This window comes from Geodermatophilus sp. SMS 5-13 (assembly GCF_059428245.1).
On sequence record NZ_CP165729.1, the window covers coordinates 693,226 to 709,042 of the forward strand.

Consider the following 15,817-nt stretch of genomic DNA (forward strand, 5'->3'; position numbering starts at 1 on the left):
ACACTCCGCAACACCCGGTGCATGCGAGGCGCGCCACACCGCGTGTGGGAGTCTCGCGGCGTGCACATGCGTCGAGTTCCCCGGATCGTCCTGACCGGGGCCGCCGCCGTCCTCGCCGTCGCGGGGCTGGCCGGCTGCCGGACCTCGCCCAACGTCGCCGCCTACGTCGGCGAGGAGACGATCACCGTCGCGGAGCTGCAGACCGCGATCGACACCCGGCTCGAGGACGACGCCATCGCCACGTTCGCGGAGAACGACCAGGACGCGTTCGCCCGCCAGGTCCTCGGCCTGCTCGTGGGCGAGGAGGTGTACGCGGCGGCCGCCGACCACTGGGACGTCACCGTCACCGACGACGAGGTGCGCGACCGCATCGACACCCTGCTCGCCGGCAACGACCCGGACACCGTCTACGCCCAGCTGGCCGCCCAGGGCATCTCCCGCCAGGACGTCTTCGAGAACGTCCGCCAGCAGCTCGTGCGGCAGAAGATCGCCGCGGCGGAGGGGCTGGACGACCCGCTCTCGGAGGCGGCGCTGCGCGACCAGTACGAGCAGAACCGCGACCAGTACCAGCAGTACACGCTCGGGTTCATCGCCGTGCCCGACCAGGCCACGGCCGACGCCGTGGTGGCCCAGCTGACGGCGGACCCGGCGAGCTACGCGGCAGCGGCCGCCGCCTTCCCCAGCCAGATCACCCTGCCGCAGCCCGAGCCGCGCAGCGCCGACCAGATCCCGTCGGTGGTCGCCGACCAGGTGCGCGCCGCGCAGCCGGGCAGCGCCTTCAGCGTGCCGGTCCAGGGCGCAGGCGTGGTGGTGACCTTCGTCGCCGACGCCACCGTGCGGTCGTTCGAGGACGTCCGGCCGGACCTGCAGGCCGCCGCCGAGTCCGCCGTCGACGACCAGGCGCAGAAGGCCGTGCGGGACTTCCGCGACGACCTCGACGTCCGGGTCAACCCGCGCTACGGCGTCCTGCAGGAGAACGCCGTCGTCGAGGGTGAGGACGGCGTCGTGGACATCCTCCAGGACGACTCCACCGGGAGCAGCGGGGCGCCCGCCACCCCGTCGGGCACGACCGGGGGCTGATCGGCGTGCCGGTCGCGCTCGTCGTCGAGGTCAGCGCGCGGCTGCCGGAGCTGCTCGCGCCGGCCGGCTGGCGCGCCGTCACGGGCGACCGCCCGGTGCTGGCGCTGCCCGGCGCCGCCGCGGCCGCGGACGCGCTGCGGGCGGCGGACGTGCCGGTCGAGGACGTCGACGGCGCCGCGACCGCCCTCGGCCGCCCGGACGACGTCGTGTGCCTGGCCACCGCGGCGGAGCTGGCCGACCTGCCCGGCGTCCCCCTCGTGGCCGGGGCGCCCGAGCCGCCCGGCGCCCGGCTGCTCGACGTCGTGCGGGTGATGGACCGCCTGCGCTCGCCCGGCGGCTGCCCGTGGGACGCCGAGCAGACCCACGCCTCCCTGCGCGGATACCTGCTGGAGGAGGCGCACGAGGCCTACGACGCGATCGTCGACGACGACGCCCCCGCGATGCGCGAGGAGCTCGGCGACGTGCTGCTGCAGGTCGTCTTCCACGCCCGGCTCGGCGCCGAGGCCGGGCCGGGACGGCGGTTCGACATCGACGACGTCGCCGGCGACCTGGTCGACAAGCTGGTGCGCCGGCATCCGCACGTCTTCGGGGACGCCGGCCCCCGCGACGTCGCGCAGGTCGAGGCGGGCTGGGAGGAGATCAAGAAGGCCGAGAAGCAGCGCCGGTCGCCGACCGAGGGGGTCTCCCGCTCGCAGCCGGCCGCCTCGTGGGGCGCCGCCCTGGTGCGCCGGGCCGGGCGCGCCGGGCTGCCCACCCCGGCGCCGGCCGAGCTGTCCGTCGACAGCCCGGAGGCGCTCGGCGAGCAGCTGTTCGGCCTGGTCGTCGCCGCCACCGGCCGCGGCTGGGACGCCGAGGACGCGCTGCGCGAGGCCGTCCGCCGCTACGCCGGCGAGCTGGACGCCGCCGCCGGTTCTCCGGGCTAGAGCCCCCGGCGCTCGGGCGGGCTCGGGTCGGAGCCGAGCAGCTGGGCCAGCCAGAACAGCAGGGCGGCCGACAGCGCGGTGGCGAAGACGAACCCTCCCACCCCGCTGCCGTCGACGTAGGCCCAGAGCAGCCCCAGCAGCGGCGCGGCGAACACCACGACGAGGTCGCTGCGCACCTGGCGGCCCCAGGTCGCCGGCCGCGTCGGTGCGTCGGCCGGCACGGCCACCCGGCGCTCGCCGCGCGGCGCCCGCGACCGCAGCCGGCCCGACGGCCACACCTCGGCGCCGTCCACCACCGGCAGCACCGCCCGCCCGGCGACGTCCCCGCGCAGCTCGATCGGGCTGTCCGGCTCCAGCGCCGCGAGCTCCGGCGACCAGTGCACGGGCACCCAGCGCTCCCCGCGGGCGGTGGCCAGCTCCAGCCAGCTGCGCACGACGAGCCCCTGGCGGACGACGACCCGGCTGGCCGTGGCGTCGGTGAGCGGGGCGCGGCGCAGCCGCCGGCGGGCGAGGAACCGCACCCCGGTCACCAGCGAGGCGAGCAGGACGACGAACAGGGTCGCGACGATCCCGAACAGCACGTCCTCGACCGCGCGGTGCGCGGCGTCGCCGTTGGCGTACACCGCCGTGTCGTCGGCGGGGGAGGCCGGGTCGTACTGCACGGTGACCTGGCGCCCGGCCTCGACCTGGATCGGGTCGTGCAGCACCAGCACCCCTGCACGCCGAGCACCGTCGTCGTCCTCGAAGGTCACCGACACGCCGCGTCCCTCGGGCGGCTGCCCCGCGTCCACGACGCTCGCGGTCGCCGTGGCGGTGGCGGCGGCCAGCGGCTCCCGCGCCGCCGACAGCCGCACGGCCAGGACGGCGAGCAGGACGACGCCCACCGTGAGCAGCGGCAGGTAGCCGAGCAGCAGCTGGGCCGCGGCTCGCCGGTGCGGCCGGGGTGGCGCGGCGGGAGTGCTCATCACCGCCCATCGTGGCAGGCGGCGATCCACTTCGACGCGGCTGGCGGTGGCGGGCCGCCGGGCTGGCTAGGCTGCCACTCGTGCCCAGCATCGACGCCGTAGGCGCGCGGGAGATCCTCGACTCGCGCGGAAACCCCACCGTGGAGGTCGAGGTCGCCCTCGACGACGGGACGATCGCCCGCGCGGCGGTCCCCAGCGGCGCCTCGACCGGCGCCTTCGAGGCCGTGGAGCTGCGCGACGGGGGTGAGCGCTACGGCGGCAAGGGGGTGACCAAGGCCGTCGACGGCGTGCTCGACGTCATCGGCCCGGAGCTCGTCGGCTATGACGCCAGCGAGCAGCGGCTCATCGACCAGCGCCTGATCGACCTCGACGGGACGCCGGACAAGTCGCGGCTCGGCGCCAACGCCCTCCTCGGTGTGAGCCTCGCCGTGGCGAAGGCGGCGGCCGACGCCGCCGCCCTGCCGCTGTTCCGCTACGTCGGCGGCCCGTCGGCGCACCTGCTGCCGGTGCCGATGATGAACATCCTGAACGGCGGCGCCCACGCCGACAGCAACGTCGACGTGCAGGAGTTCATGATCGCCCCGATCGGCGCCGCGACCTTCGCCGAGGCGCTGGCGATGGGCACCGAGACCTACCACGCGCTCAAGGCCGTGCTGAAGAAGGACGGGCTGTCCACCGGCCTCGGCGACGAGGGCGGCTTCGCCCCGAACCTGTCGAGCAACCGGGCGGCGCTGGACCTCATCGGCCGCGCCGTCGAGCAGGCCGGGTACTCCGTCGGCCGCGACGTCGTCTTCGCCCTCGACGTCGCCGCGACCGAGTTCCACACCGACGGCGCCTACGCCTTCGAGGGCAGGAAGCTGTCGTCGGCCGAGATGGCGGAGTACTACACCGGGCTGGTCGAGGCCTACCCGATCGTCTCGATCGAGGACCCGCTGTCCGAGGAGGACTGGGACGGCTGGATCGCCCTGACCGACGCCCTCGGCGAGCGCGTGCAGCTGGTCGGCGACGACCTGTTCGTCACCAACCCCGCGCGCCTGGCCGACGGCATCGCCCGGGGCGCGGCGAACGCGCTGCTGGTCAAGGTCAACCAGATCGGCACCCTGACCGAGACCCTCGACGCGGTGAACCTGGCGCACCGCAACGGCTACCGCTGCATGATGAGCCACCGCTCGGGCGAGACCGAGGACACCACGATCGCCGACCTGGCGGTGGCCACCGACTGCGGGCAGATCAAGACCGGCGCCCCGGCGCGCAGCGAGCGGGTGGCCAAGTACAACCAGCTGCTGCGGATCGAGGAGGAGCTGGACGACGCCGCGCGCTACGCCGGTGCCGCGGCCTTCCCGCGGCTGGCCGCGCCCGACGCGTGAGGTCCGATCCGCCGATGGGCCCACGACACCGATGAGCAGCGTCCGCGGCCGCCGCGGCGCGGCGCCTGCGGCCCGGCGGGCCGCCGGCCGGGGGGTCTCCCGCGCGACCGGGCCGGTGCACACCGGCCCGGTCCGCAGCGCCCGCTCCACCGCGCCGAGCCGGCCGGGCCAGCGGCGCTCGGGACGGCGGCCCGGGCGCAGTGGCGCCGCCCGGCGCCGGCCGCTGTTCACCGGCCGGGCGGTGCTGCTCGGCGCGCTCGTGCTGCTGCTCGCGCTCACCCTCGCCGGGCCGGTCCGCCAGTTCCTCGCCGGCCGGGCCCAGCTGGTGGAGCTGGCCGCCGAGCGCAGCCGGCTCGAGCAGCGCGCGCAGGAGCTGCAGGACCAGCTCGAACGCCAGGCCGACCCGGCCTACACCGTCCGGGAGGCGCGCGAGCGGCTCACCTTCGTGCTGCCCGACGACCGGCTGGTCGTCGTCGTCGACGGGCGCACCGTCGAGGGCGACGCCGGCACGCTGCCGTCCGGCGAGAGCGGTTCGGCCGAGCGGCCGCCGTGGTACGAGGGGCTCATGGAGTCCCTCGCGACGGCCGACGGCGACCCTGCGGGGTCCGGTGGCTGAGCGCACCCCCGTCACCCCCGCCGAGCGGGAGATCGTGGCCCGCCAGCTCGGCCGGCCGCCCCGCGCCCTGGTCACCGTCGCCCACCGCTGCCCCTGCGGGCAGCCCGACGTGGTCGAGACGTCGCCGCGGCTGGAGGACGGCACCCCGTTCCCGACGCTGTACTACCTGACCTGCCCGCGGGCGACCGCGGCGGCCAGCCGGCTCGAGGCGGCCGGCCGGATGCGCGAGTGGCAGGCGGAGCTGGCCACCGACCCGGAGCTGGCGGCGGGCTACCGCGCCGCGCACGAGGCCTACCTCGCCGAGCGGGACGCCCGCGGCGAGCTGCCCACCCGCACCACCGCCGGCGGCATGCCCGACCGGGTCAAGTGCCTGCACGCCCTCGCCGGGCACGCGCTCGCCGCCGGCTCCGGGGTCAACCCGATCGGCGACCGCGCCGTGGCCGAGATGGGGGAGTGGTGGGCGCACGGCCCCTGCGCCCGGGAGGACGAGTGACCCGGGTCGCCGCGATCGACTGCGGCACCAACTCGCTGCGCCTGCTGGTCGCCGACGTCCCCGAGGACGGCGGCCCGCACACCGACCTCGTCCGCCGGATGGAGATCGTCCGGCTCGGGCAGGGCGTCGACGCCACCGGCCGGCTGGCGCCGGAGGCGATCGAGCGCACCCGCCGCGTGCTCACCGACTACACCGAGACCTGCCGCGAGCTGGGCGCCACCGCCGTCCGCATGGTCGCCACCAGCGCCACCAGGGACGCCGCCAACCGGGCGGACTTCGAGGACATGGTGGTCGCCACGCTCGGCCAGAAGCCCGACGTCGTCCCGGGCCGGGAGGAGGCCGAGCTGTCCTTCCTCGGCGCCACCGCCTCCCTCGACAAGGCGGCGCAGGCGCACGGCAACCCGCCGCCGCGGCCGCCGTTCCTCGTCGTCGACATCGGCGGTGGCTCGACCGAGTTCGTCCTCGGCGACTCCAGCGGGGTGCGGGCGGCCCGGTCGGTGGACATCGGCTGCGTGCGGCTCACCGAGCGGCACCTGGCCGGCGACCCGCCGACCGCCGACGAGATCGGCGCCACCGAGGCCGACATCCGCGCTGCGCTGGCGGTCGTGGTCGACGAGGTGCCGGTCGCCGACGCGGCCTCGCTGGTCGGCCTGGCCGGCTCGGTGACCACCGTCGCCGCGCTGGCGCTGCAGCTGCCCGCCTACGACCCGGTGGCCATCCACGGCTCGCGGATCCCGGTCGGCGCCGTCCGCTCGGTGACCGCGGGCCTGCTCACCGCCTCCCACGAGCGCCGGGCGGCGCTGCCGGTCATGCACCCCGGCCGGGTCGACGTCATCGGCGCCGGCGCGCTGGTGCTGCGGGTGATCATGGACGCCTTCGCCATCGACGAGGTCGTGGTCAGCGAGCACGACATCCTCGACGGCATCGCGCTGCGCCTCGCCCGCGGCTGAACCGGGCGCCCGGAGGGTCAGCAGTGTGCGGGAACGGCGCATGTCCTCGTCGGGAACGCGCCGGATCCGCACACCGCTTCAGCTCAACCACGGCGGCTCGTCGAAGCGCGCCGGCTGAATCGTCCGACCATCGCATGCGGCCGGACGCATACGCAGCGAATATCGCCGACCCCGTGCCGAGGTCGTCAAGCCGGTCGTGGTCTGCTTCGAGGCGTGGTGCTCGACGCCGGCGGCTTCCCGGTCACGCGCAGCGCCGCGGGCGTCGTGCGCTCGGCGGCGGGCGCCCGCGAGCTGCCGGTCCTCGACGCCCGCGTCTCCGGCTGCCGGGCCTGCCCGCGGCTGGTCGCCTGGCGGGAGGAGGTCGCGCGGGTCAAGCGCGCCTCGTTCCGCGACTGGGACTACTGGGGCCGGCCGGTGCCCGGGCTCGGCCCGCCCGACGCGCGGATCGCCGTCGTCGGGCTCGCACCAGCCGCGCACGGCGGCAACCGCACCGGCCGGGTGTTCACCGGCGACCGCAGCGGCGACTGGATCTTCGCCGCGCTGTGGCGGGCGGGCCTGGCCAACCAGCCGACGTCCACGCACATCGGAGACGGGCTCGAGCTCAGCGACGTCCGGGTGGCCGCCTCGGTCCGCTGCGCGCCGCCGGCCAACGCCCCGACGCCGGAGGAGCGGGACACCTGCGCCCCGTGGCTGGCCCGCGAGCTGGCGCTGCTGCCCCGGCTGCGGGTCGTCGTCGTCCTCGGCGGGTTCGGGTGGACGGCGCTGTGGCCGATCCTCGGCGCCGCCGGCTACGCGCTGCCCCGGCCGCGGCCGGCGTTCGGGCACGGCGTGGAGGTGGAGCTGGCCGGCCCGCGCGGACCGCTGACCCTGCTGGGCAGCTACCACGTCAGCCAGCAGAACACGTTCACCGGCAAGCTCACCGAGCCGATGCTGGACGCCGTCCTGTCCCGGGCCACCGAGTTGGCCGCGACCGTCGCCTGACCGGGCCCGGGCCCCCTACGCTCCCCGCATGGGTGCGCCAGCGCAGCGTCCGGTGATCCTCGTCGTGGGCGGCGGCTACGTCGGCCTCTACACCGCTCTGCGGCTGCAGAAGCGGCTCTCCCACGGGCGGGCCGAGATCGTCGTGGTCGACCCGCAGCCGCACATGACCTACCAGCCGTTCCTGCCCGAGGCGGCCGCCGGCTCGGTGGAGCCCCGGCACGTCGTTGTGCCGCTGCGCCGCACGCTGCCGCGCTGCCGGGTGATCACCGGCGCGGTCACCGGGCTGTCCCACGCCCAGCGGAAGGCGCACGTGGCCCCGCTGGTCGGCAAGGAGTTCGACCTCTCCTACGACGTCCTGGTCATGGCCGCGGGCTCCGTGGCCCGGACGCTGCCGATCCCGGGCCTGGCCGAGCGGGGGATCGGGTTCAAGACCGTCGGTGAGGCCATCTACCTGCGCAACCACGTGCTGGGCCGGCTGGACGCGGCGAGCTCGACCGACGACCCGGCCGTGCGCCGGCGGGCGCTCACCTTCACCTTCGTCGGCGGGGGCTACGCCGGCATCGAGGCGCTCGCCGAGCTCGAGGACATGGCCCGGTACGCGATCCGGCACTACTACCCGCGGCTGTCGCCGGCCGACATGCGCTGGGTGCTGGTCGAGGCGATGGGCCGGATCATGCCCGAGGTCGATCTGGACATGGCCGCGTGGACGGTCCGGCAGCTTACCGAGCGCGGCATCGACGTCCGGCTCAACACCCGGCTCGAGTCGATCTCGGACGACAGCGTGGTCCGGCTCTCCGACGGCGAGCAGTTCGCCAGCGACACCCTCGTCTGGACGGCGGGCACCAAGCCCAACCCGATGCTGGCCGAGACCGACCTGCCGATCGACGGCCGCGGCCGGATCGAGTGCGAGCCGACGCTGCAGGTCCGCGGGCGGGAGGGCGCCTGGGCCGCCGGCGACCTGGCCGCCGTCCCGGACGTCACCAAGGACGACCCGTCCGCGACCACCGCGCCCAACGCCCAGCACGCCGTCCGGCAGGCCAAGCAGCTGGCCGACAACATCGTCGCCGTCCTCTCCGGTGCCGAGCCGCGGCCCTACCGGCACGAGTACGCGGGCTCGGTGGCCAGCCTGGGCCTGTACAAGGGCGTCGCCCAGGTCTACGGGATCAAGCTCAAGGGCTTCGTGGCCTGGTTCATGCACCGCACCTACCACGTCAGCCGGCTGCCCACGTTCAACCGCAAGGCCCGGGTGGTCGCCGACTGGACCATGGCACTGCTGTTCCGCCGGGAGGTCGTCTCCCTCGGCCAGCTGCAAGATCCGCGCCGCGAGTTCGTGTCCGCCGCGAACACCGGCCGGCCGGGTGCGCTGCCGCCGCCGCCGCAGGCCACGGAGCCCCGCGCTCAGGCCGGCTGAGGCTCGATCCGGTAGTCGGCCGGGTCGAACCGACGGGTGCGGGCGCGGTAGGCGAAGGTGAAGTCCGGCCAGTTGTTGGTGTTGCGGCCGGAGGCGGTGCGGTACCAGCTCGAGCAGCCGCGGTCCCACACCGTCTCGTGGATCCGCGCCTGCACCCAGTCGTTGAACCTGCGCTGCACCTCGGGCCGGACGTCGACCGTCGCGGCGCCCTCGGCCAGCCGGCGCACCGCCTGGACGACGTAGCGGATCTGGCTCTCCAGCATGTAGACGATCGAGTTGTGGCCGAGGTTGGTGTTGGGCCCGTAGAGCAGGAAGAAGTTCGGGAAGCCGGCCACCGCGACGCCGAGGTAGGCCTCGGCGCCGTTGGCCCACGCCTGCCGCAGGTCGCGCCCGCCGGGGCCGGTCACCGCCATCGGCACGAGGAAATCGGTCGCGCGGAAGCCGGTGCCCCAGACGATCGTGTCGACCGGGTGCTCGCGGCCGTCGGCGGTGCGGATCCCGCCCGGTCCGATGGCGGTGAGGGGTGCCGTCACCACCTCGACCGACGGGCGGTCCAGGGCCGGGTAGTAGTCGTCGGAGAGCAGGATCCGCTTGCAGCCGGGCGTCCCCTGCGGGGCCAGCGCCGCGCGCTTGGCGGGGTCGCTCACCTGACGGCGCAGGTGAGCCCGGGCCTGCCTGTCGATCAGGGTCATCAGGCCGGGCCAGCGGGTGAACCCGAGTGCCCGCGTCTCGTACTGCACGTAGGTGGCGGCCCGGTTGAGCGCCAGCAGCCCCGGGACCCGCCGGAACGCCGCCCGCAGCCGCGGGCCGTACGGCCGGTCGGGCTTCGGGATCACGTGCGGTGCGTCGAGCTGGAAGACCGTCGTCGCGGCGGCCCGTTCGGCCACGTGCGGCACGAACTGGATCGCGCTCGCGCCGGTCCCGACGACGGCTACCCGGCGGCCGGTCAGGTCGTGGTCGTGCCGCCAGGCCGAGGAGTGGAAGGCGGTGCCGGCGAACGTCTCCAGCCCCGCGATCGCCGGGACGGCAGGGCGGCTGAGCTGGCCGCAGGCGGCGACGACGACATCGGCCTCGAGCGTGCCGCCGCCGGCGAGGGTGAGCACCCACCGGCGGCGGGCGTCGTCGAAGCGGGCGCCGACCACCTCGGTGCCGAAGCGGGTCCGCTCGAGCACGCCGAACCGGCGGGCGGTGTCCTCCAGGTACTGCCGGATCTCCGCCTGCGGCGGGTAGCGCCGGGTCCAGTCGGTCCTGGGCGCGAAGGAGAAGGAGTACAGCGACGCGGGGACGTCGCAGGCCGCGCCCGGATAGCTGTTGGCCGCCCACACCCCGCCGACGCGATCGGCCCGCTCGAGCAGCGTGACGTCCCGGACGCCGGCCTGCAGCAGCCGGACGGCCATCCCGATCCCGCCGAACCCGGCGCCGATGATCGTGACCGACGGCGGGTGGGGCGTGCGCGGCATGGGACCTCCGGGGACGACGGCGAACTCCCCGACACGGTAGGTCGCTCCTCGGGCGGTTCCCGGCAGGGCGGGCCGGTGCCGGCGGCGGCCGCCGTCCGCCGGGCTACCGTGCGCACACCGCCCCCGTAGCCCAACTGGCAGAGGCAGGCCCCTTAAAAGGGTCCCAGTGTCGGTTCGAACCCGACCGGGGGCACGTGCACCCCCGTCGGGGTGACCGCCGGCGTCCGGGAACGCGCAGGCGGCGCGGGGCGTTGACCTGACCGCGTGGAGTCCGCCACCGTGGACTCCCAGACCGACCAGTCACCTTCGAGGAGATGACGATGCCCAGCAGCAACCCGGCTTTCGGGCGCGGCTTCCAGAGCGCCACCCGGAGCGGGCAGTACGGCGGCTGGGGTGCCACCCAGCAGTACGGGGCGCCTCAGTACGGCGCCCCCACGCAGTACGACCCCTACGCAGCCCCGTCGCCGTACGCCAAGTCGGCGACCCGCTACATGACGATGGACGACGTCGTCACCAAGACCGGGATCTCCTTCCTGGTCACCGTCCTGGCCGCCGCGGGGATCTGGGCGCTGCCCGGCACGACCGGCTGGGGCCTGGCGCTCCCGGCGATCCTGGTCGGCTTCGTGCTCAGCCTGGTCATCTCCTTCAAGATGATCGCCAACCCGGCGGCCACCCTGGCCTACGCCGCCGCTGAGGGTGTCTTCCTCGGCGCGATCAGCGAGGCCTTCAACACCGTCTACGAGGGCATCGTCATCCAGGCGGTGATCGGCACGCTCGGCGTCTTCGCGGGCATGCTGGTGGTCTACAAGACCGGTGCCATCCGGGTGACCCCGAAGCTCACACGGTGGATCATCGGCGCGCTCGTCGGCGTCCTGGTCCTGGCGCTGGCCAACTGGGTGGCCTACTTCTGGTCCGACAACGGCCTGGGCCTGCGCGACGGCGGCACGCTGGCGATCGTCTTCAGCCTGGTCGTGATCGGCGTGGCGGCGTTCTGCCTGCTGCTCGACTTCGACATGGCCGACGAGGCGATCCGCCGCGGCGCTCCGGCGAAGTTCGCGTGGTACATCGCCTTCGGCCTGCTGGTCACCGTGGTGTGGCTGTACCTGGAGATCCTCCGGCTGCTCAGCTACTTCCGCGAGTGACCTGACCCCGGCTCCACACGACAGTGGCCCGGTCCCCCCGAGGGGGCCGGGCCACCGTCATGTCCGGAGCGGTTCGTCGGCTCCGGAAGTGACCGGGCTCTCCGTACCGGGAGCCCGGGTGGTGGGCTCAGCTCAGGCGCTCGATGACCATCGCCATGCCCTGGCCGCCGCCGACGCACATGGTCTCCAGGCCGAACGTCTTGTCCCGGGTCTGCAGACCGTTGATCAGCGTGCCGGTGATGCGGGCGCCGGTCATGCCGAACGGGTGGCCCACGGCGATCGCGCCGCCGTGCACGTTCAGCTTGTCGATGTCGATGTTCAGGTCCCGGTAGCTCGGGATCACCTGCGCGGCGAACGCCTCGTTGATCTCCACGAGGTCGATGTCGTCGATGGTCATGCCGGCCCGCTGCAGCGCGAGCTGTGACGCCGCCACCGGGCCGTAGCCCATGATCTCCGGCGAGAGGCCGGTGACCGCGGTCGAGACGATGCGCGCCAGCGGGGTCAGGCCGAGCTCGCGGGCCTTGGTGTCGCTCATGACGATCACCGCGGCCGCGCCGTCGTTGAGCGGGCAGGCGTTGCCGGCGGTCACCCGGCCGTCGGGACGGAACGCGGCCTTGAGGGCGGAGATGCCCTCCAGCGTGGTGCCGGGGCGCGGGCCGTCGTCGGTGCTGACGACGGTGCCGTCGGGCGCGGTGACCGGGGTGATCTCCCGCTCCCAGAAGCCGTTGTTGATGGCCTCCTCGGCCAGGTTCTGGCTGCGGACGGCGAACTCGTCCATCTCCTGCCGGGAGACGTTCTTGAGCAGCGCCAGGTTCTCGGCCGTCTGCCCCATGGCGATGTAGACGTTGGGGACGTCGCCGTTCTCGCGCGGGTCGGTCCACGTGTCGGCGCCGCTCTCGGCGACCTTGGCCACGCGGGTCTCGGCCTCGGAGAACGCGGGGTTGTGGGTGTCGGGCAGCGAGTCCGAGTTGCCCTTGACGAACCGGGACACCATCTCGACGCCCGCGGAGATGAAGACGTCGCCCTCGCCGGCCTTGATCGCGTGCATGGCCATGCGGGTGGTCTGCAGCGAGGACGAGCAGTAGCGGGTGATCGTCGTCCCCGGCAGGTGGTCGTAGCCGAGCAGGATGCTGACGACGCGCGCCATGTTGAAGCCCTGCTCGCCGCCGGGCAGGCCGCAGCCGAGCATCAGGTCGTCGATGTCGGCCGGGTCGAGCGCGGGCACCTTGTCCAGCGCGGCCCGCACGATGGTGGCGGCGAGGTCGTCGGGCCGCAGGTCCTTGAGCGACCCCTTGAACGCGCGACCGATGGGTGAACGCGCGGTCGCGACGATGACTGCTTCGGGCATGGGGTCCTCCACGAGAAGGTCGGGCTCCGACGCTGGAGCACCGGACGGCGGAACACCCGCGAAACTACTCCCGGGTAACGCGACCGGGCCGGGGACCTCAGCCCCCGATCGGGGCCTCGGCCGCCTCCTCCGCCTGCTCGGGCGTGGGCATCTCGGTCGGCCGGGGACGGCGCAGCTGCGCCCACGGCCCGCGCGGACCGGTGTCGGAGCCGCGGACCTCGGTGGCCTGGACCTCGGTGCCCGGCCGGCTGGCCGCACGCGCCGCGGCCTGGGCGACCGGCTTGACCGTCTCGCGGCGCAGCGGCCGCAGCCCGCGCTCGGGGGCCGCGGGCCAGACGCCGACGGCGTCGGCGATCGAGGGCAGCAGGCACGCCGCCGCGGCGGCGTAGCCGGCCGCGCTCGGGTGGAACTCGTCGATGCTGAACAGGGTGCGGTCGGAGGCGAAGGAGGGCCCGAGCACCGAGCCCAGCGACACCGTCCGCCCGCCGGCCGCGACGACGGCGATGGTCTGCGCGGCCGCCATCTGGCGGCTCCACCGGCGGGCCAGCAGCCGCAGCGGCTGGCCGATCGGCCGGATCGTGCCGAGGTCCGGGCAGGTGGCGACGACGACCTCGCAGCCGGCCTCGACCAGCCGCGAGACGGCGTCGGCGAGGTGCCGCACCGAGACCGCCGGCTTGGTCCGGCTGGTGACGTCGTTCGCGCCGATCATGATCACCGCGACGTCCGGCTGCTCGGCCAGGGCCTTGGTGACCTGGTCGTCCAGGTCACGGGAGACCGCGCCGGAGACGGCCAGCCGCACCAGGCGCACCGGGCGCTCGGCCAGCTCGGCCAGGGCCGCGGCGACCAGCACTCCCGGGGTCTCGGCGGCCCGCTCCACGCCCAGCCCCACGGCGCTGGAGTCCCCGAGGACGGCGAACACGAGCGGCTTGCCGCGGCCGCGGCCGTAGAGGCCGTTCCCCGAGGGCGGGTCGTCCTTGGAGGTGCGGGCCTCGACCTTGCGGCGCGCCGACCGGGCCTGCTCCCGCAGCAGTCCCAGCAGCGCCGCGCCGAGCAGGCCGACGCCGCCACCGCCGTATGCGGCCCCCGCCGCCAGCCGTCGCGCTGTGCTCGCCCGCGTCACCCTGTCCCCGTCCTCTTTCTCGGGTGGTCGATCACCTGACTCGCAGGCTAACCGCCCCCTACGGTGACTCTGTGTCCTCGTCCTCGGTACCGGTATCCCCCGACAGTGGGTCCGACCGCGCGCAGGTGATCGTGGACGTGCTGGTGGACGCCTTCGCCGAGCTCATGCGGGCCGACGCGGACGCCTTCCGCACCAAGTTCCGCAAGATGGCCGCCGACCCGTTCGCGTTCTACCGGGGGTCGGCCTGCCTGTTCTACGCCGACATGACGACGCTCGACGATCCGTGGAGCGACGAGCGGACGTCGCGGGTGTGGATCCAGGGTGACCTGCACGCGGAGAACTTCGGCACCTACATGGACGGCTCCGGCCGCATCGTGTTCGACGTCAACGACTTCGACGAGGCCTACCTCGGCCACGTCAGCTGGGACCTGCGCCGCTTCGCCGCCAGCTTCGCGCTGCTGGCCTGGAGCAAGGCGCTGTCCGACGACGTCATCGAGGACCTGCTGCGCGGCTACCTCACCTCCTACCTGGACCAGGTGACCGCCTTCACCCGCTCCGCCGACGACCGGACGTTCGCCCTCGTCCGGGAGAACACCGAGGGCGCGGTGCACGACGCCATCCTCGAGACGACGGCCCGCACCCGCATCGCCCTGCTCGACCGGCTCACGGTCGTCGAGCGGTTCGAGCGCCGGTTCGCCGACAGCCCGCGCAACCGCCGGCTCGAGGACGACGAGCGGGCGGAGGTGCTCGCCGCGATCGACCGCTACCGGGAGACGGTGTACCCGCCCGCGCGGCGGCGTGACGTGGCCTTCGACGTGAAGGACGTCGTCGGCACCGGCGGCTTCGGCATCGGCAGCGCCGGCCTGCCCGCCTACAACGTGCTGCTCGACGGCTACGACCAGGCGCTGGAGAACGACGTCGTCCTGTCGCTGAAGCAGGGCAACGTCGCCGCCCCCAGCCGGGTGGTGACCGATGCGGAGATCCGCGAGCACTTCGACCACGAGGGGCACCGGACGGCGCTGAGCCAGCGTGCGCTGCAGGCGCACACGTCGCAGTTCGTCGGCCACACCGAGATCGACGGCACCGGCTTCTTCGTCGCCGAGCTCTCGCCGTACGAGCTGGACCTGGACTGGGAGGAGCTCACCGAGCCGCACGAGATCCGCCCGGTGATGGCGCAGCTCGGGCGCGCCACGGCGAAGGTGCACTGCGTCGGTGACGCCGACAGCGACCACGACCTGGTGCCGTTCCAGACCGAGGAGGCGATCACCGCGATGATCGGCGAGCGGCGCGAGGAGTTCCTCGCCGACCTGGTCGGGTTCGCGCACGACTACGCGCGCCGGACGCAGGAGGACCACCGGCTCTTCGTCGACGCCTTCCGCGCCGGGGTGATCCCGGGGATCACCTCCAGCGGCGACGCCCCCGCCCCGTCCTAGGCATGGGAAGCGAAACGTGTGTCTTCGGCCGCGAAACGCATGTGTGGCTTCCCATGCCCGGCGTCAGCGGATCGGGAGCTCGATGAGCATGCCGCGGTGCGGGCCGACCGGGCGCAGGTCGTACTCCTCGGTGACGATCGTGAAGCCGATCCGCTCGTAGAAGCCGACGGCGGCCTTGCGCGCGTCGCACCACACCAGCTGCCCGGACGTCGCCGACACCCGGATCAGCCCCTCGGCCACCAGCGCCCGCCCGACCCCGTGGCCGCGTACCCGCGGATCGGTGGCCATGCCGCGCAGCTGCCAGGAGCCCTCGGTGTCCCGCCAGGGGCAGTCGCGCGGGTGGAAGCGGACGACGCCGACGATCCCGCCGTCGTCGAGGCGGGCGGCCAGGTGCAGCGTGTAGGGCGCGTCGTCCTCCTCGATCTCCGGCGACCGGCCCTCCCGGAGCTCCTGCATGCGCAGCGCGTAGGTGGCCGCGGCGTCGACCTTCTCGATCGTGATCGTGCCGGTCAGCGCCTCGGAGCCCAC

Annotated in this window: 15 protein-coding genes and 1 tRNA gene; 11 read left to right on the forward strand and 5 right to left on the reverse strand. The window is 74.5% G+C overall.

Translation table 11 applies throughout. The annotated features are described in order from the left end of the window. Positions 1-66 precede the first annotated feature (66 nt). Both AB3388_RS03315 and AB3388_RS03320 read left to right on the forward strand, forming a co-directional pair. Positions 67-1,080: a peptidylprolyl isomerase gene (locus AB3388_RS03315; protein ID WP_495409328.1), complete on the forward strand. Its 1,014-nt coding sequence runs from the start codon at positions 67-69 to the stop codon at positions 1,078-1,080. A gap of 5 nt (positions 1,081-1,085) precedes the next feature. Further along, positions 1,086-2,003 carry a nucleoside triphosphate pyrophosphohydrolase gene (locus AB3388_RS03320; protein ID WP_495409329.1) on the forward strand — a complete coding sequence of 306 codons (918 nt, stop codon included), beginning with the start codon at positions 1,086-1,088 and terminating at the stop codon, positions 2,001-2,003. On the opposite strand, the gene AB3388_RS03325 is transcribed toward AB3388_RS03320, so the two are convergent. Next, complete coding sequence (locus AB3388_RS03325; RefSeq protein ID WP_495409330.1) at positions 2,000-2,968, reverse strand: hypothetical protein; 969 nt, start codon at positions 2,966-2,968, stop codon at positions 2,000-2,002. The two genes, AB3388_RS03320 and AB3388_RS03325, sit on opposite strands and share 4 nt — an antisense overlap. Before the next feature lie 80 nt (positions 2,969-3,048). Between AB3388_RS03325 and eno the strand changes: the two genes are divergently transcribed. The 6 genes from eno (at position 3,049) to AB3388_RS03355 (ending at position 8,786) form a co-directional block, all read left to right on the forward strand. Then, a complete protein-coding gene (eno, locus tag AB3388_RS03330) occupies positions 3,049-4,335 on the forward strand; it encodes a phosphopyruvate hydratase (RefSeq protein WP_495409331.1) in 1,287 nt (428 codons plus the stop codon). 31 nt (positions 4,336-4,366) lie between these two features. Then, complete coding sequence (locus tag AB3388_RS03335) at positions 4,367-4,951, forward strand: septum formation initiator family protein (protein ID WP_495409332.1); 585 nt, start codon at positions 4,367-4,369, stop codon at positions 4,949-4,951. Next, entirely contained in the window at positions 4,944-5,444 is a 501-nt protein-coding gene (locus AB3388_RS03340; RefSeq protein ID WP_495409333.1) for a DUF501 domain-containing protein, read from the forward strand. The genes AB3388_RS03335 and AB3388_RS03340 overlap by 8 nt, the downstream gene beginning before the upstream one ends. Then, positions 5,441-6,394 (forward strand): Ppx/GppA phosphatase family protein, encoded by a 954-nt coding sequence (locus AB3388_RS03345; protein WP_495409334.1) that lies wholly within the window; start codon positions 5,441-5,443, stop codon positions 6,392-6,394. Before AB3388_RS03340 ends, AB3388_RS03345 begins: the two co-directional genes overlap by 4 nt. A 213-nt stretch (positions 6,395-6,607) precedes the next feature. Continuing rightward, positions 6,608-7,375 carry a uracil-DNA glycosylase gene (locus tag AB3388_RS03350; RefSeq protein WP_495409335.1) on the forward strand — a complete coding sequence of 256 codons (768 nt, stop codon included), beginning with the start codon at positions 6,608-6,610 and terminating at the stop codon, positions 7,373-7,375. Between the two features lie 28 nt (positions 7,376-7,403). Then, positions 7,404-8,786 (forward strand): NAD(P)/FAD-dependent oxidoreductase, encoded by a 1,383-nt coding sequence (locus tag AB3388_RS03355; protein ID WP_495409336.1) that lies wholly within the window; start codon positions 7,404-7,406, stop codon positions 8,784-8,786. Here the strand turns inward: AB3388_RS03355 and AB3388_RS03360 are convergent. After that, entirely contained in the window at positions 8,774-10,246 is a 1,473-nt protein-coding gene (locus AB3388_RS03360; RefSeq protein ID WP_495409337.1) for a flavin-containing monooxygenase, read from the reverse strand. The genes AB3388_RS03355 and AB3388_RS03360 overlap by 13 nt on opposite strands. A 119-nt stretch (positions 10,247-10,365) precedes the next feature. Between AB3388_RS03360 and AB3388_RS03365 the strand changes: the two genes are divergently transcribed. Together AB3388_RS03365 and AB3388_RS03370 are read left to right on the forward strand one after the other, a co-directional pair. Further along, positions 10,366-10,439: transfer RNA gene (locus tag AB3388_RS03365), tRNA-Leu, on the forward strand. A gap of 127 nt (positions 10,440-10,566) precedes the next feature. Beyond that, on the forward strand, positions 10,567-11,388 hold the full coding sequence (locus AB3388_RS03370; RefSeq protein WP_495409338.1) for a Bax inhibitor-1/YccA family protein: 822 nt from the start codon (positions 10,567-10,569) through the stop codon (positions 11,386-11,388). 127 nt (positions 11,389-11,515) lie between these two features. Here the strand turns inward: AB3388_RS03370 and AB3388_RS03375 are convergent, their stop codons facing one another. Together AB3388_RS03375 and AB3388_RS03380 are read right to left on the reverse strand one after the other, a co-directional pair. After that, a complete protein-coding gene (locus tag AB3388_RS03375; RefSeq protein ID WP_495409339.1) occupies positions 11,516-12,736 on the reverse strand; it encodes an acetyl-CoA C-acetyltransferase in 1,221 nt (406 codons plus the stop codon). 97 nt (positions 12,737-12,833) lie between these two features. After that, positions 12,834-13,856, reverse strand: coding sequence for an SGNH/GDSL hydrolase family protein (locus AB3388_RS03380; protein ID WP_495409340.1), 1,023 nt, complete (start codon positions 13,854-13,856; stop codon positions 12,834-12,836). 131 nt (positions 13,857-13,987) lie between these two features. Here AB3388_RS03380 and AB3388_RS03385 point away from each other — a divergent pair, with 131 nt between their 5' ends. Next, positions 13,988-15,289, forward strand: coding sequence for a DUF2252 domain-containing protein (locus AB3388_RS03385; protein WP_495409341.1), 1,302 nt, complete (start codon positions 13,988-13,990; stop codon positions 15,287-15,289). Between the two features lie 63 nt (positions 15,290-15,352). On the opposite strand, the gene AB3388_RS03390 is transcribed toward AB3388_RS03385, so the two are convergent. Beyond that, a complete protein-coding gene (locus AB3388_RS03390) occupies positions 15,353-15,817 on the reverse strand; it encodes a GNAT family N-acetyltransferase (RefSeq protein WP_495409342.1) in 465 nt (154 codons plus the stop codon).

Bases quoted from the DNA above. Each gene is read 5' to 3' on its own strand.
- AB3388_RS03325 (WP_495409330.1), bottom strand. From the start codon at position 2,968: ATGAGCACTCCCGCCGCGCCACCCCGGCCGCACCGGCGAGCCGCGGCC.
- AB3388_RS03360 (WP_495409337.1), bottom strand. From the start codon at position 10,246: ATGCCGCGCACGCCCCACCCGCCGTCGGTCACGATCATCGGCGCCGGG.
- AB3388_RS03370 (WP_495409338.1), top strand. From the start codon at position 10,567: ATGCCCAGCAGCAACCCGGCTTTCGGGCGCGGCTTCCAGAGCGCCACC.
- AB3388_RS03335 (WP_495409332.1), top strand. From the start codon at position 4,367: ATGAGCAGCGTCCGCGGCCGCCGCGGCGCGGCGCCTGCGGCCCGGCGG.
- AB3388_RS03355 (WP_495409336.1), top strand. From the start codon at position 7,404: ATGGGTGCGCCAGCGCAGCGTCCGGTGATCCTCGTCGTGGGCGGCGGC.
- AB3388_RS03375 (WP_495409339.1), bottom strand. From the start codon at position 12,736: ATGCCCGAAGCAGTCATCGTCGCGACCGCGCGTTCACCCATCGGTCGC.
- AB3388_RS03315 (WP_495409328.1), top strand. From the start codon at position 67: ATGCGTCGAGTTCCCCGGATCGTCCTGACCGGGGCCGCCGCCGTCCTC.